Here is a 14547-nt window from a genome sequence, read left to right as displayed (position 1 = left end):
AAGGGCAGGGGGAGAAGAGACAGTCATGAGTGTGTTTCTCGAGCTGGGTCAGCGACCCGACGAACCCGGCCCGCCGATCCACGGGCCGGTGTCGTATCCGGACGACGTCGCCGCCCGCCTGGCCGCCGACGCGGAGACGATCATCGCCCGCTACCCACAGGGGCGTTCGGCGCTGTTGCCGCTGCTGCACCTCGTGCAGTCCGAGGACGGCTGTCTCACGCCGGCGGGCATTGCGTTCTGCGCCAGGCAGTTAGGCCTGACCGACGCCGAAGTCACCGCGGTGGCCACGTTCTACTCGATGTACCGTCGCACGCCGACGGGCGAGTACCTGGTCGGCGTGTGCACCAACACGCTGTGCGCAATCATGGGCGGCGACGCGATTCTCGAAGCGCTGGAGGACCATCTGGGCCTGCACGCCGGCGAGACCACCGCCGACGGTCGGGTCACGCTCGAACACGTCGAATGCAACGCGGCGTGTGACTACGCGCCGGTCGTCATGGTCAACTGGGAGTTCTACGACAACCAGACACCCTCGTCGGCACGCGATCTCGTCGATGGGCTGCGCGCAGGCACTCCCCCCGACCCGACGCGAGGCGCGGCCCCGTTGTGCACGTTCCGGGAAACCTCGCGCACGCTGGCCGGCCTGCCCGTACCGCGTTCCGGCGGTGGCCGGCCGGGTGAGGCCACGCTGGCGGGGCTGCGGGTGGCCCGGGACCGCGGCATGTCCGCACCGGAGGCCGACGCACTAGCCCAACCGCGCGAAACCCCCGACGACGCGAAAGCCGGTGCCGAGGCCACCAGCGACGCGCCCGCCCCGGGGCCGTCGGCGACGGTGCCGCCGAAACCCGACACCACCGAGACGGCAACGGATTCGAAGCGATGACCGCACTGACTCCCGTCCTGAGCCGGTTCTGGGACGAACCCGAGCCGTGGTCGCTGGACACCTACCGCCGCCACGACGGATACCGCGCCCTGGAGATGGCGCTGGCGATGGATCCCGACGACGTCGTCGCGCTCATGAAGGACTCGGGACTGCGGGGCCGCGGCGGTGCGGGCTTCCCGACCGGCACCAAGTGGTCGTTCATCCCGCAGGGCGACACGGGCGCCGCCGCGAAGCCGCACTACCTCGTCGTCAACGCCGACGAGTCGGAACCCGGTACGTGCAAAGACATTCCGTTGATGCTGACCACGCCGCACTTCCTCGTCGAAGGCGTGATCATCGCGGCGTACGCGATCCGGGCCCACCATGCCTTCATCTACCTGCGCGGCGAGGTGGTCCCCGTGCTGCGGCGACTGCAGGCCGCGGTCGCCGAGGCGTACGACGCCGGGTACCTCGGCACCGACATCAACGGTTCCGGATTCGACCTCGAGCTGATCGTGCACGCCGGTGCGGGTGCATACATCTGCGGTGAGGAGACCGCGCTGCTGGACTCGCTGGAGGGCCGTCGCGGCCAGCCCCGGCTGCGGCCACCGTTTCCCGCGGTCGCGGGCCTGTACGCCTGCCCGACCGTGGTCAACAACGTGGAATCCATCGCCAGCGTGCCGCCGGTGATGCTCAACGGCGTGGACTGGTTCCGGTCCATGGGTACGGAGAAGTCGCCGGGGTTCACGCTGTACTCGCTGTCGGGGCACGTCACCAATCCCGGCCAGTACGAGGCGCCGCTGGGCATCACGCTGCGCGAACTGCTCGACTACGCGGGCGGAATCCGTGCCGGGCACACGCTGAAGTTCTGGACTCCGGGCGGTTCCTCGACGCCGCTGCTGACCGACGAACACCTCGACGTGCCACTGGATTACGAGGGCATGGCCGGTGTCGGCACCATGTTGGGCACCAAGGCGCTGCAGATCTTCGACGAGACCACGTGCGTGGTGCGCGCCGTGCGTCGCTGGACCGAGTTCTACGCCCACGAGTCGTGCGGCAAGTGCACGCCGTGCCGCGAAGGCACCTACTGGCTGGCACAGATCTACGAACGCCTCGAGACGGGTGCCGGCACCGAAGCCGACATCGGAAAGCTGCTCGACATCTCCGACAACATCTTCGGGAAGTCGTTCTGCGCGTTGGGCGACGGCGCGGCCGCCCCGATCATGTCGTCGATCGAGTTCTTCCGCGACGAGTACATGGCGCACCTGTCCGGCGGCTGCCCGTTCGACCCGCACGCCTCGACACTGATGGCCACCGAGGGGGTGCGTGTGTAATGACGCAGACCGCTGACACCGGCGCCGTCGCCGCCCGGGTCGAGATGGTGCAGCTCACCATCGACGGCGTGCAGGTCAGTGTGCCCAAGGGCACGTTGGTGATTCGCGCCGCCGAACTGATCGGCATCCAGATCCCCCGGTTCTGCGACCATCCGCTGCTCGACCCGGTGGGCGCCTGTCGGCAGTGTCTCGTCGAGGTCGAGGGCCAACGCAAGCCGATGGCGTCGTGCACCATCACGTGCACCCCGGACATGGTGGTGCGGACGCAGCTGACGTCGGAGGCCGCCGACAAGGCGCAGCAGGGCGTGATGGAACTGCTGCTGATCAACCACCCGCTGGACTGCCCGGTGTGCGACAAGGGCGGCGAATGCCCGTTGCAGAACCAGGCGATGTCCAACGGCCGCGCGGAGACTCGGTTCGACGACGTCAAGCGGACCTTCCCCAAACCGATCAACATCTCCTCGGAGGTGCTGTTGGATCGCGAGCGCTGCGTGCTGTGCGCGCGGTGCACCCGGTTCTCCGAACAGATCGCCGGCGATCCGTTCATCGATCTGCTGGAGCGAGGTGCTCGCCAACAGGTCGGCATCGCCCCCGGCGAGCCCTTCCAGTCGTATTACTCGGGCAACACCGTGCAGATCTGCCCGGTCGGCGCGCTCACCGGCGCCGCGTACCGGTTCCGCGCCCGGCCGTTCGACCTGGTGTCCAGCCCCAGCGTGTGTGAGCACTGCGCGTCGGGATGCGCGCAGCGCACGGACCACCGCCGCGGAAAGGTGATGCGCCGCTTGGCCGGTGACGATCCACAGGTCAACGAGGAGTGGAACTGCGACAAGGGCCGATGGGCGTTCACCTACGCCACCCAGGGTGACCGCATCACCACCCCGATGGTCCGCGACGAGGACGGCACACTGCGGGTGGCCTCCTGGTCCGAGGCGATCGGCGTGGCCAGCGCCGGCCTGGCCACCGCACGCGGAAACGCGGGTGTGCTCGTGGGCGGACGGGTGACGGTGGAAGATGCCTACGCCTACTCGAAGTTCGCCCGGATGGTCTTGCAGACCAACGACATCGACTTCCGCGCGCGGGCACACAGCGCCGAGGAGGCCGAATTCCTCGCTGCGCACGTCGCAGGCCAACCGATGACGGTCACCTACGCCGACCTGGAGAACGCGCCCGCCGTGCTGCTGGCCGGGTTCGAACCGGAAGAGGAATCGCCAATCGTCTTCCTGCGGTTGCGCAAGGCCGTCCGCAAGAAGGGTCTGCAGGTCAAGTCCGTCGCCCCGTTCGCCAGCCGCGCCTTGGTCAAACTTCGGGGTCAGTTGATCGCCGCCGTACCGGGTGGCGAGGCGGCGGCGCTGGACGGACTGGCCGACGACGCACAGTTGACGATGCCCGGCGCGGTGATCCTGGTCGGCGAACGATTGGCCACCTCACCCGGGGCGCTCACGGCCGCAAGCAGGTTGGCCGCGGCGACCGGCGCCCGCTTGGCGTGGATTCCGCGACGGGCCGGCGAGCGCGGCGCCCTGGAGGCCGGGGCACTGCCAGGTCTACTGCCCGGTGGTCGCCCGCTGTCCGATCCGGCAGCCCGCGAACAAACGTCGGCGGTGTGGAGCTTCGGTGAACTGCCGGATACGCCCGGCCGGGACACCACAGGCATTCTCGACGCCGCGCGCAGCGGCGAATTGGGCGCGCTGGTGATCGGCGGGGTGGAACTCGCCGATCTGCCCGACCCCGAAGCGGCATCGGCCGCGATCACCGCCGCGCCGTTCGTCGTCAGCCTCGAACTGCGGGAAAGCGCGGTCACCGAGGCGGCCGACGTGGTGTTCCCGGTCGCCCCGGTGGTGGAGAAGGACGGCGCATTCATGAACTGGGAGGGGCGGATTCGTCCCTTCGGCCCGTCGCTGCAGAGCAACGCCGCACCCGACCGGCGGGTGCTCGGGTTCCTGGCCGACGAGTTCGGTATCGACCTGAACACGGCGAGCGCGACTGCTGCGGGCGAGGAGATGGCGCGGCTCGGGCTGTGGGGCGGTCGACGGCCGGGTGCGCCGACGGTGGCGGCGGCGCCGCCCAACCGACCGGGCGGGGGGCAGGCCGTGCTGGCCGGCTGGCGGCTGCTGCTGGATGCCGGACGCCTGCAGGACGGCGAACCACATCTGGCTGGCACCGCGCATGCCACGGTCGCACGGATGTCGGCGGCCACCGCAGCCGAGATCGGGGCGGCCGACGGCGATCCGGTGACCGTGGGCACCGACCGGGGGCAGCTCACGCTGCCGCTGGCGATCACCGCGATGCCCGACGCAACCGTGTGGGTGCCGCTGAACTCCGTCGGTTCGCAGGTGCATCGCACACTCGGAGTGACCACCGGAGCCGTCGTGTCGATCGGGCGGGCAGAACGATGACCTATCCGGATCCGACGCTCTTCGGCCACGACCCGTGGTGGCTGATCCTCATCAAGGCCGTCGCGATCTTCGCGTACCTCATGCTCTCGGTGTTGATCGCGATCCTGATCGAGCGAAAGCTGCTCGGCTGGATGCAGATGCGACCGGGCCCCAACCGCGTCGGACCGTGGGGGCTGCTGCAGTCCCTGGTGGACGGCGTGAAGCTGGCGCTCAAGGAGGGGCTAATCCCCGCCGGGGTGGACAAGTTCGTCTACCTTGCCGCCCCGGTGATCTCGGTGGTGCCCGCCTTCATCGCATTCGCGGTCATCCCGATGGGCGGCGAGGTGTCGATCTTCGGGCACCGCACCGCACTGCAATTGACCGACATGCCGGTCGCGGTGCTCTACGTGCTGGCTGCGACGTCGATCGGGGTGTACGGAATCGTGCTGGCGGGCTGGGCCTCCGGCTCGACCTATCCCCTCCTCGGCGGATTGCGGTCGAGTGCTCAGGTGATCTCCTATGAGATCGCGATGGCGCTGTCATTCGTGGCGGTGTTCATCTACGCGGGCACGATGTCGACGTCGGGCATCGTCGCGAGCCAACAGGGTCTCTGGTTCATCTTCCCGCTGCTGCCATCCTTCATCGTCTACCTCATCTCGATGGTCGGCGAAACCAACCGCGCCCCATTCGATCTGCCAGAGGCCGAGGGTGAACTGGTCGGCGGGTTCCACACCGAGTACTCGTCGATCAAGTTCGCGATGTTCATGCTCGCCGAGTACGTCAACATGACCACGGTGGCCGCACTGGCGACCACACTGTTCCTCGGCGGTTGGCACGCCCCGTGGCCGATCAACATGTGGGACGGCGCCAATACCGGGTGGTGGCCACTGCTGTGGTTCGTCGCCAAGGTCTGGGCCTTCATGTTCTTCTTCTTCTGGCTGCGCGCCACCCTGCCGCGCATGCGCTACGACCAGTTCATGGGGCTGGGCTGGAAGATACTGATGCCGGTCTCGCTGGCGTGGATCGTGATCGTGTCGAGCGTCCGCGGCCTGCGCAACCAGGGCTACGACGGGCTCACGACGGCGTTGATCACGGTGGCCGCAGTGGTGGGGCTGGCACTGCTGTTCGCGCTCTGGAGAACGGTGCGGCGCAGGACCATTCGCAAGATTCCCCTGCAGGACCCGGATTCCGGGGTGTTCCCGGTGCCACCGCTGCCGTCGAGGGAGATGGCCTCGAGGGAGATGACTTCAAAGGAGAAGACGGATGCCTAAGTTCCTCGAGATGCCTAAGTTCCTCGACGCGATCGCGGGTTTCGGGGTCACCTTCAGGACCATGTTCAAGAAGCGGCTCACCGAGCAGTATCCGGAGAAGCCCGGACCGGTCGCCAAGCGGTACCACGGCCGTCACCAGTTGAACCGGTATCCCGACGGCCTGGAGAAGTGCATCGGCTGCGAACTGTGCGCGTGGGCCTGCCCCGCCGACGCCATCTACGTCGAGGGCGCCGACAACACCGAAGACGAACGGTACTCCCCCGGTGAGCGATACGGCAGCGTCTATCAGATCAACTATCTGCGCTGCATCGGGTGCGGGCTGTGCATCGAGGCCTGCCCCACCCGCGCGCTCACGATGACCAACGAGTACGAGATGGCCGACGACAACCGCGCCGACCTGATCTGGGGCAAGGACAAACTGCTCGCCCCGCTGAAGTCGGGCATGCTGCCGCCGCCGCACCCGATGGCGCCCGGCAGCACCGACGAGGACTACTACCGGGGCAACATCAAACCCGCGACCGAGGACGCCCGGTGACCCTCGACTACCTCGCGACGGCGGTCGTCGACGGCGGCGTTCCCACGTCGACGACGGAAGCGGTGCTGTTCTGGGTGCTGGGCGCCGTCGCGGTGCTCGGCGCGATCGGCGTCGTTGCCGCCCCCAAAGCGGTGTACTCGGCGATGTTCCTGGCCATGACGATGATCGTGCTCGCCGTCTTCTACATCACGCAGGACGCGCTGTTCCTCGGCGTCGTGCAGGTCGTGGTCTACACCGGCGCGGTCATGATGCTGTTCCTGTTCGTGGTGATGCTGATCGGCGTCGACTCCTCCGAGTCCCTGGTGGAAACCATTCGGGGACAACGTGTCGCGGCGATCGTCGTCGGAATCGGGTTCGGTGTGCTGGTGATCGCCGGCATCGGCAGCGTGTCGATCGGCGGGTTCACCGGGTTGGCGCAGGCCAACGCCAACGGCAACGTGCAGGGACTGGCCGCGTTGATCTTCACCCGGTACCTGTGGGCGTTCGAGCTGACCGGTGCGCTGCTGATCACCGCCGCGCTGGGCGCCATGGTGCTGGCGCACCGGGAGCGGTTCGAGCGCCGAAAGACCCAGCGCGAGTTCGCTCAGGAGCGCTTCAAGCCGGGCGGGCACCCGACGACGCTGCCCACGCCCGGTGTCTACGCGCGCAGCAACGCCGTCGACGTGGCCGCACGCCTGCCCGACGGATCGGCGTCCGAGCTGTCGGTCAACGCGCTGCTACAGAAGCGCACCGTCGGGCAGACCGACGGCAACGGGGGCGCCGAGTGAACCCCGAGAACTACCTCTATCTGTCGGCGCTGCTGTTCACCATCGGCGCGTCCGGGGTGCTGCTGCGCCGCAACGCGATCGTCATGTTCATGTGCGTCGAGCTCATGCTCAACGCGTGCAACCTCGCCTTCGTGACGTTCTCGCGAATGCACGGTCACCTCGACGGGCAGGTGGTGGCGTTCTTCACGATGGTGGTTGCCGCGTGTGAGGTGGTGATCGGCCTGGCGATCATCATGACCATCTTCCGCGCCCGCCGGTCGGCCTCGGTCGACGACGCCAATCTGCTGAAACACTAAGGGTGCGATGACAACTCCTGTGTGGCTGACGATCGCCCTGCCGCTGGCCGGCGCGGCGATACTCCTCTTGGGCGGGCGCCGCACCAACGGCTGGGGCCACCTGCTGGGGTGCGCGGCCTCTCTCGGCTCGTTCGTGGTGGGAGCGCTGCTGTTCGCCGACATGCTGGGCCGCGACGCCGAGCACCGGACGATCCACGAGTCGCTGTTCAGCTGGGTCCCGGTGGCGAGCCTGCAGGTCGACTTCGGGTTGCAACTCGATCAGCTGTCGATGTGTTTCGTGCTGCTGATCACCGGTGTCGGCTCGCTGATCCACATCTACTCGATCGGGTACATGGCCGAAGATCCCGAGCGGCGCCGGTTTTTCGCGTATCTGAACCTGTTCCTGTCGGCGATGCTGCTGCTGGTGCTGGCCGATAACTACCTCGGCCTGTACGTCGGCTGGGAGGGCGTCGGCCTGGCGTCGTACCTGCTCATCGGGTTCTGGTCGTACAAGCCGTCGGCGGCCACCGCGGCCAAGAAGGCGTTCGTCGTCAACCGCGTCGGCGACGTCGGCCTGGCAGTCGCGCTGATGGTGATGTTCGCCCACATCGGATCCGTCTCGTTCGACGGCGTTTTCGGGGCCGCGCCGGAGGTCGGCGAGGGCGTGCTGACGGCGATCGGCCTGCTGCTGCTGTTGGCGGCGTGCGGTAAGTCCGCGCAGGTACCGCTGCAGTCGTGGCTGGGCGACGCGATGGAGGGTCCGACGCCGGTGTCGGCGCTCATCCACGCCGCCACGATGGTCACCGCCGGTGTCTACCTCATCGTGCGCTCCGGCCCGGTCTTCGACCTGGCGCCGACCGCGCAGCTGGGCGTAGTGATCGTCGGTGCGGTCACGCTGCTGTTCGGCGCGGTCGTCGGATGCGCGAAGGACGACATCAAGAAAGCGCTTGCGGCGTCGACCATGTCGCAGATCGGCTACATGGTGCTCGCCGCGGGTCTGGGTCCGGCCGGCTACGCGTTCGCGATCATGCACCTGCTCACCCACGGCTTCTTCAAGGCCGGCCTGTTCCTCGGTGCCGGTTCGGTGATGCACGCCATGGACGACGAGGTCAACATGCGCCGCTACGGCGGGCTGCGCAAGGCCCTGCCGATCACGTTCGCGACGTTCGGCCTGGGCTACCTCGCGATCATCGGCGTGCCGCCGCTGGCGGGCTTCTTCTCCAAGGACGGAATCATTGAGGCCGCGCTCGGCGCGGGCGGGGTGAAGGGCCTCATCCTCGGCGGCGCAGCCATTCTCGGCGCGGGCATCACCGCGTTCTACATGACGCGCGTGATGCTGATGACCTTCTTCGGCGACAAGCGCTGGGCGCCCGAGACGCATCCGCACGAGGCGCCCAAGGTGATGACGTGGCCGATGATCCTGCTCGCGATCGGTTCGGTCGGGTCCGGGGCTGCGTTCGCCATCGGCGGCACGCTCGAGCACTGGCTCGAACCCGTCGTCGGTGCACACGACATCCACCACGTCGCACCGGTGTGGGTGGTGACCATCGTGATCCTGTCGGTGGTGGCCGTCGGTATCGCGGTCGCCTACCGCATGTACGGCCGCCGGGCGGTGCCGGACGAAGTGCCCGCCGGGTCGGCGCTCACCGTCGCCGCCCGCAACGATCTGTACGGTGACGCCTTCAACGAAGAGTTCTTCATGCGGCCGGGACAGCTGCTCACCAGGGGGCTGATCGAGATCGACGACGAGGCGGTGGACGGCGCGGGCACCGGGCTGGCCGCGGTGGTGTCCCGAACATCGGCGGGGCTGCGGCGCTTTCAGACCGGCTTCGCCCGAACGTACGCATTGGCGATGTTGGCCGGTGCGGTCCTGCTGGTCGGCGCGATCCTGGCGGTGCAGCTGTGGTGACGACATTCCCTTGGTTGACGGTGCTGTGGGCGGTGCCGATCGTCGGCGCCGCGGTGGTGATCCTGCTGCCGGCCTCACTGCGCGCAGCGGCGAAATGGCTTGCGCTGGTGGTGTCCGTCGTCGTCCTGGTCATCACGGTGCTGCTCGCGGTGCAGTTCGAGCCGGGAGGCGAGCAGTACCAGTTCATCGAGTCCTACCGGTGGATCCCGTCATTCGGCACGGGCTACATCCTCGGGCTGGACGGCATCGCCCTGGCGATCGTCGCGCTGACCGCGGTGCTGGTGCCGCTGCTGCTGATCGCGGGCTGGAACGACGTCAGCGACAAGGCGGCCTGGGGTGGCCGCTCGACACACGCCTATTTCGCCCTGACCCTGGCCGTCGAGGGCATGGTCATCATGTCGCTCGTCTCGCTGGACGTGCTGCTGTTCTACGTGTTCTTCGAGGCGATGCTGATCCCGATGTACTTCCTCATCGGAGGCTTCGGCGGCGCGGGACGTTCGAAGGCCGCCGTGAAGTTCCTGCTGTACAACCTGTTCGGCGGCCTGATCATGCTCGCGGCGGTGATCGGTCTCTATGTCGTCACCGCGCAGAGCGACGCGTTCGAGGCGGGCACGTTCGACTTCCGCGCGATCGTCGCGGCGGTGTCGAGCGGCGAGTTCGCCGTCAACCCGGCGATCATGCACATGGTTTTCCTCGGGTTCATGTTCGCGTTCGCGATCAAGGCACCGCTGTGGCCGTTCCACCGCTGGCTGCCCGACGCGGCGGTGGAGGCCACGCCTGCCAGCGCGGTGCTGATGATGGCGGTCATGGACAAGGTCGGGACCTTCGGCATGCTGAGGTACTGCCTGCAGTTGTTCCCCGACTCCTCAGCGTATTTCCGCCCGCTGATCATCACGCTCGCGGTGATCGGCATCGTCTACGGCGCCGTTGTGGCGATCGGGCAGACCGACGTGATGCGCCTGATCGCCTACACGTCGATCTCGCACTTCGGGTTCATCATCCTGGGCATCTTCGTGATGACCAGTCAGGGCCAGTCCGGCTCCACCCTGTACATGGTCAACCATGGACTGTCCACCGCCGCGCTGTTCCTGATCGCTGGATTCCTGGTGTCGCGCAGCGGGTCTCGCCTCATCGCGTCCTACGGCGGCGTTCAGAAGGTCGCCCCGGTGCTGGCGGGCACATTCCTGGTCGCGGGCCTGGCCACCCTGTCGCTGCCCGGCCTGGCGCCGTTCATCAGCGAATTCCTGGTCCTGATCGGCACATTCACCCGCTACCCGGTGTTTGCGGTGTTCGCCGCGACCGCGCTGGTGTTGTCGGCCGTCTACATCCTGTGGATGTACCAGCGCATGATGACCGGCCCGGTCAAGGACGGCAACGACCGGCTACGCGACCTGGTGCCGCGTGAAATCCTGGCGATCGCACCGCTCATCGCGCTGCTGATCGTCCTGGGGGTGTATCCGAAGCCGGCGCTGGACGTGATCAACCCGGCGGTCACCCACACGTTGACCACCATCGATCAGCCTGACCCGGTTGCCCCGATCGCGGAAGGGCCGATGCGATGACCGTGCAAGCTCCCACCGTCGAATACGGGCTGATCGCCCCGATGCTGATCGTGTTCGCGGTGGCGATCACCGGCGTCCTCGTGGAGGCGTTCCTGCCGCGGACGAGCCGCTACGCCGCGCAACTGACGCTCAGCCTGGGCGGCCTGGCCGCCGCGGTGGTCGCCGTCGTGATGCTCGTCCGCGACCTGCACGGCTCCGTGGGCCAGCCCGCGGTGATGGGCGCAGTCGTCGTCGACGCCCCGGCGTTGTTCCTGCAGGGGACCATCCTGCTGGTCGGTGTGCTCGGCATCCTGCTGATCGCCGAACGCCAGATCGGTGCGCAGGCCGACGGGCGCAGCGCCGGGCGCGGGCTGGACGCGTTCACCCCGCAGGCGTCGGCCGTACCCGGTGCCGTCGCCGAGCAGCTGGCCACCAAGGCCGGTGTCATCCAGACCGAGGTGTTCCCGCTGACGATGTTCGCGATTGGCGGCATGCTGCTGTTCCCGGCGGCCGACGATCTGCTGACGATGTTCATCGCGCTCGAGGTGCTGTCGTTGCCGCTGTACCTGCTGTGCGGGCTCGCGCGCCGCCACCGCCTGCTGTCCCAGGAAGCGGCGATGAAGTACTTTCTGCTCGGCGCGTTCTCGTCGGCGTTCTTCCTCTTCGGCGTGGCGATGCTGTACGGCTACGCAGGCACTCTCGATCTGCGCGCGATCGCCGACGTGGTGGAGTCCGGGTCGGGTAAGACCTCGCTTGCCTTGATCGGCACGGGCCTGCTGCTGGTGGGCCTGCTGTTCAAGATCGGTGCGGTGCCGTTCCATTCGTGGATCCCCGACGTCTACCAGGGCGCGCCGACGCCGGTCACCGCGTTCATGGCCGCCGCCACCAAGATCGCGGCGTTCGGCGCCATGCTGCGCGTCTTCTACGTCGCACTGCCGGAACTTCGCGACGACTGGCGCCCCGTGCTGTGGGCCGTCGCGATCCTGACGATGGTGGTCGGCACGGTCACCGCGATCACGCAGACCGACGTCAAGAGGATGCTGGCCTACTCGGCGGTGGCGCACACCGGGTTCATCCTCACCGGCGTGATCGCCGAGAACGAGGCGGGGCTGTCGTCGACCCTGTTCTATCTGTTCGCGTACGGGTTCAGCACGGTCGGCGCGTTCGCGGTGGTGAGCCTGGTGCGCAACACGGCCGACGGTGACGAGGACACCGCGATGGCCCGGTGGGCCGGACTGGGCAGGCGGTATCCCCTTGTCGGCCTGGTGTTTTCGTTGTTCCTGCTGGCGTTCGCCGGAATCCCGTTGACCAGCGGCTTCGTCAGCAAGTTCGCGGTCTTCAAGGCGGCCGGTGAGGGTGGTGCGATTCCGCTGGTGATCGTCGGCGTCATCGCAAGCGCGGTCGCCGCGTACTTCTATGTGCGGGTCATCGTGCTGATGTTCTTCACCGATCCGCCCGACGACGCGCCGACGGTCGTGGCACCGAGCTGGCTCAGCACGGCGGTCGTCACGGTGACCGCGGCGGTCACTTTCGCGCTGGGCGCGCTGCCGCAACCACTGCTGGACCTGGCCAACAACGCCGACCAGTTCCTGCGTTAGTCGAACAGGCCGACCTGACGGTAGGCCGCTTCGAGGTAGCGCCGCATCTGCCGCGGGCTGGGCGGATCGGGTTGCAGCACACGGTAGGTGACGGCGCCGGCGAGCATGTCGACGAGCACCTCCAGATCGGCGTCGCCGGCCACCGATCCATCGGCCTGCGCGCGTTCCAGCATCGCGATCACCAGCGCACGGCGGGGCTTGATGTAGTGATCCCAGTACGTCTTCATCAGAAGGGGGTGCGTTACCGCGGATCCGTAGATCTGCGCGACGAGTGCGCGGACCGTCGGGTCGGCAGCCGTCGCGGCGGCGGCCTCGAGATTGCGCCGGACCAGAGTCTGCGGCGTGACCGCCGAGATCTCCTCGCGCGTCGGCCATCTCATCTCACTGCCGACGTGAGCTTCGATCGCGTCGGCGACCAACTGCTCCTTGGTCGACCACCGCCGGTAGATGGTGGGCTTACCGACGCCGGCCTTCTTCGCCACCTGCTCGATGCTCAGTCCCGCGATGCCGGATTCGATGAACAGCTGCAGGGCAGCGGTCAGGATCGCACGGTGCACGGACGGGTCGCGCGGACGCCCCCGTGCCGGGGCGGTCACCGGACCGTGCCGGTCATCAGTGCCCGATGCAGCCACCGGTCGAGATGCTCGGGATCGGTACCCCGCCATGCCAGATGACCGTCGGGGCGCACCAGGCGGGCATCGGCACCCTCAAGGTGGCCCACCCGTGTGACGCCGTCGCCGAGGTGCCTGATCGCCACCTTCAGCAGCGTGTCGTCACCGCCCGACAGCGCCCACCCGCCGCGCAATTCGGCACCGGCGATGCCCGCGACGCGATCACCGGGCCGGGGCCGCCGGAGCGGCGAAGAACGTTCGGCCAGCGGGCCTTTGCGGTAGCTCACCCACAGTTGGGACGCCTGGTAGGTCACCCGGCGCTGCACCCATGGGCGGTTGACCAGGGGCACGATGAGCCGATCCCGGACGAATCGGCCCACCGGTCCCTTGGCGATGTTGACCTTGGTCACTGCGCTGGTGTTGCGCAGCACTTCGGTCGCCAGCGGACGGCGCTCACTCTCGTAGGTCTCCAACAGCGCGGCGTGTGCGCGCCCGTTGACGACGAGCGCGAGTTTCCAGGCGAGGTTCTCGGCGTCGCCGAGACCCGTCAGCATGCCCTGGCCACCGAACGGTGCGTGGGTGTGGGCGGCGTCGCCGGCCAGCATCACCCGGCCCCGGCGATAGGTGTCGGCCAGTCGGCGGTGCACCTGGAACATCGACAGCCACACGGCCTCGTCGACCTGCACGTGCCGACCGGTGCGCTGGGGAAGAATGCGCTGCAAACGCGCGAGTATCTGGTCTTCGGAGGGCTTTTCGGCGGCACCCTGCGGGTCGTAGGCGATGACCCGCCACAGTCCGCCGGGCATCGGCATCACGCCGATCAATCCGTCCGGATGGATCCAGCCGGTGGTGCCGCTGCGGTCGAGGTCCCAGTCGAGGCGGACGTCGGCGAGCAGGAACCGCTCGCTCAGCTTGACCCCGGGGAATCCGATGCCTGCTGCGCGGCGGACCGTGCTCCCGGCGCCGTCACAGCCGATCAGCCACCCCGCCCGTACCTCCTCGCCGTCGGCGACCGCCGCGACGACGCCCGCGGCGTCCTGGTCGAGATCGACGGCCGGGGTGCCCCACTCGATCGTCCCGCCGAGTTCGGCCAGCCGATCACGAAGGGCCGCTTCGACGTTCGCTTGCGAGACGACCATCGGCGGGGCGGCTGTCCGCATTCCCGGATCGCCGAACTCGATGCGCATCACCGGCCTGTCGCCCAGATAGTTGGTGATGTTCATGGCGCGCACCGAGCGTGCGGGCAGGTCCCCGAGCGCACCCAGCCGCTCCAGCACCTCCGATCCCCTCGCGTGCAGGAAGTTGGCGCGCGAGGTGACGGCCGGTCCGCGGGCCTTGTCGACCACGCGGACGCGCACACCTTGGGCGAGAAGGCCGCATGCGGTCGCGAGGCCGGTCGGGCCGGCGCCCACGATCAGGACATCGGGGTCTCCCATGGAATGCCTCCCCAATACGATACGGAACCGTAACGG

12 protein-coding genes are annotated in these 14547 nt (G+C 68.1%); 10 read left to right on the top strand and 2 right to left on the bottom strand.

Going from position 1 to position 14547, the window contains the following annotated elements; translation table 11 throughout:
* Nucleotides 1-25: 25 nt before the first annotated feature.
* From nuoE to nuoN, 10 genes are read left to right on the top strand one after another with little or no spacing between them, the layout of a single operon-like run.
* The gene (gene nuoE, locus ABGB19_RS00590) at nucleotides 26-883 is read left to right on the top strand and encodes an NADH-quinone oxidoreductase subunit NuoE (RefSeq protein WP_347682925.1); all 858 of its coding nucleotides are present in this window, start codon (nucleotides 26-28) and stop codon (nucleotides 881-883) included.
* Nucleotides 880-2196: an NADH-quinone oxidoreductase subunit NuoF gene (gene nuoF, locus ABGB19_RS00585; RefSeq protein WP_347682923.1), complete on the top strand. Its 1317-nt coding sequence runs from the start codon at nucleotides 880-882 to the stop codon at nucleotides 2194-2196. Before nuoE ends, nuoF begins: the two co-directional genes overlap by 4 nt.
* On the top strand, nucleotides 2196-4589 hold the full coding sequence (locus ABGB19_RS00580; RefSeq protein WP_347682921.1) for an NADH-quinone oxidoreductase subunit G: 2394 nt from the start codon (nucleotides 2196-2198) through the stop codon (nucleotides 4587-4589). Before nuoF ends, ABGB19_RS00580 begins: the two co-directional genes overlap by 1 nt.
* Nucleotides 4586-5839 carry an NADH-quinone oxidoreductase subunit NuoH gene (nuoH, locus tag ABGB19_RS00575; RefSeq protein WP_347682919.1) on the top strand — a complete coding sequence of 418 codons (1254 nt, stop codon included), beginning with the start codon at nucleotides 4586-4588 and terminating at the stop codon, nucleotides 5837-5839. Before ABGB19_RS00580 ends, nuoH begins: the two co-directional genes overlap by 4 nt.
* A 10-nt stretch (nucleotides 5840-5849) precedes the next feature.
* Nucleotides 5850-6374: an NADH-quinone oxidoreductase subunit NuoI gene (nuoI, locus tag ABGB19_RS00570; protein WP_347684642.1), complete on the top strand. Its 525-nt coding sequence runs from the start codon at nucleotides 5850-5852 to the stop codon at nucleotides 6372-6374.
* Entirely contained in the window at nucleotides 6371-7141 is a 771-nt protein-coding gene (locus ABGB19_RS00565) for an NADH-quinone oxidoreductase subunit J (protein ID WP_347682917.1), read from the top strand. Before nuoI ends, ABGB19_RS00565 begins: the two co-directional genes overlap by 4 nt.
* Complete coding sequence (nuoK, locus tag ABGB19_RS00560; RefSeq protein WP_347682915.1) at nucleotides 7138-7437, top strand: NADH-quinone oxidoreductase subunit NuoK; 300 nt, start codon at nucleotides 7138-7140, stop codon at nucleotides 7435-7437. Before ABGB19_RS00565 ends, nuoK begins: the two co-directional genes overlap by 4 nt.
* Before the next feature lie 7 nt (nucleotides 7438-7444).
* Nucleotides 7445-9325 (top strand): NADH-quinone oxidoreductase subunit L, encoded by a 1881-nt coding sequence (gene nuoL, locus ABGB19_RS00555; protein WP_347682913.1) that lies wholly within the window; start codon nucleotides 7445-7447, stop codon nucleotides 9323-9325.
* A complete protein-coding gene (locus tag ABGB19_RS00550; RefSeq protein ID WP_347682911.1) occupies nucleotides 9322-10887 on the top strand; it encodes an NADH-quinone oxidoreductase subunit M in 1566 nt (521 codons plus the stop codon). The genes nuoL and ABGB19_RS00550 overlap by 4 nt, the downstream gene beginning before the upstream one ends.
* Nucleotides 10884-12464 (top strand): NADH-quinone oxidoreductase subunit NuoN, encoded by a 1581-nt coding sequence (gene nuoN, locus ABGB19_RS00545; protein WP_347682909.1) that lies wholly within the window; start codon nucleotides 10884-10886, stop codon nucleotides 12462-12464. The genes ABGB19_RS00550 and nuoN overlap by 4 nt, the downstream gene beginning before the upstream one ends.
* On the opposite strand, the gene ABGB19_RS00540 is transcribed toward nuoN, so the two are convergent.
* Both ABGB19_RS00540 and ABGB19_RS00535 read right to left on the bottom strand, forming a co-directional pair.
* A complete protein-coding gene (locus ABGB19_RS00540; protein ID WP_347684640.1) occupies nucleotides 12461-13060 on the bottom strand; it encodes a TetR/AcrR family transcriptional regulator in 600 nt (199 codons plus the stop codon). The two genes, nuoN and ABGB19_RS00540, sit on opposite strands and share 4 nt — an antisense overlap.
* Nucleotides 13057-14511 carry an FAD-dependent oxidoreductase gene (locus ABGB19_RS00535; protein WP_347682907.1) on the bottom strand — a complete coding sequence of 485 codons (1455 nt, stop codon included), beginning with the start codon at nucleotides 14509-14511 and terminating at the stop codon, nucleotides 13057-13059. Before ABGB19_RS00535 ends, ABGB19_RS00540 begins: the two co-directional genes overlap by 4 nt.
* Nucleotides 14512-14547: the final 36 nt, after the last annotated feature.

The organism is Mycobacterium sp. B14F4, from assembly GCF_039871645.1.
GTDB lineage: Bacteria > Actinomycetota > Actinomycetes > Mycobacteriales > Mycobacteriaceae > Mycobacterium.
The sequence above is the reverse complement of the archived record's forward strand: the minus strand, read 5'-3'. Positions and strand labels throughout refer to the sequence as shown.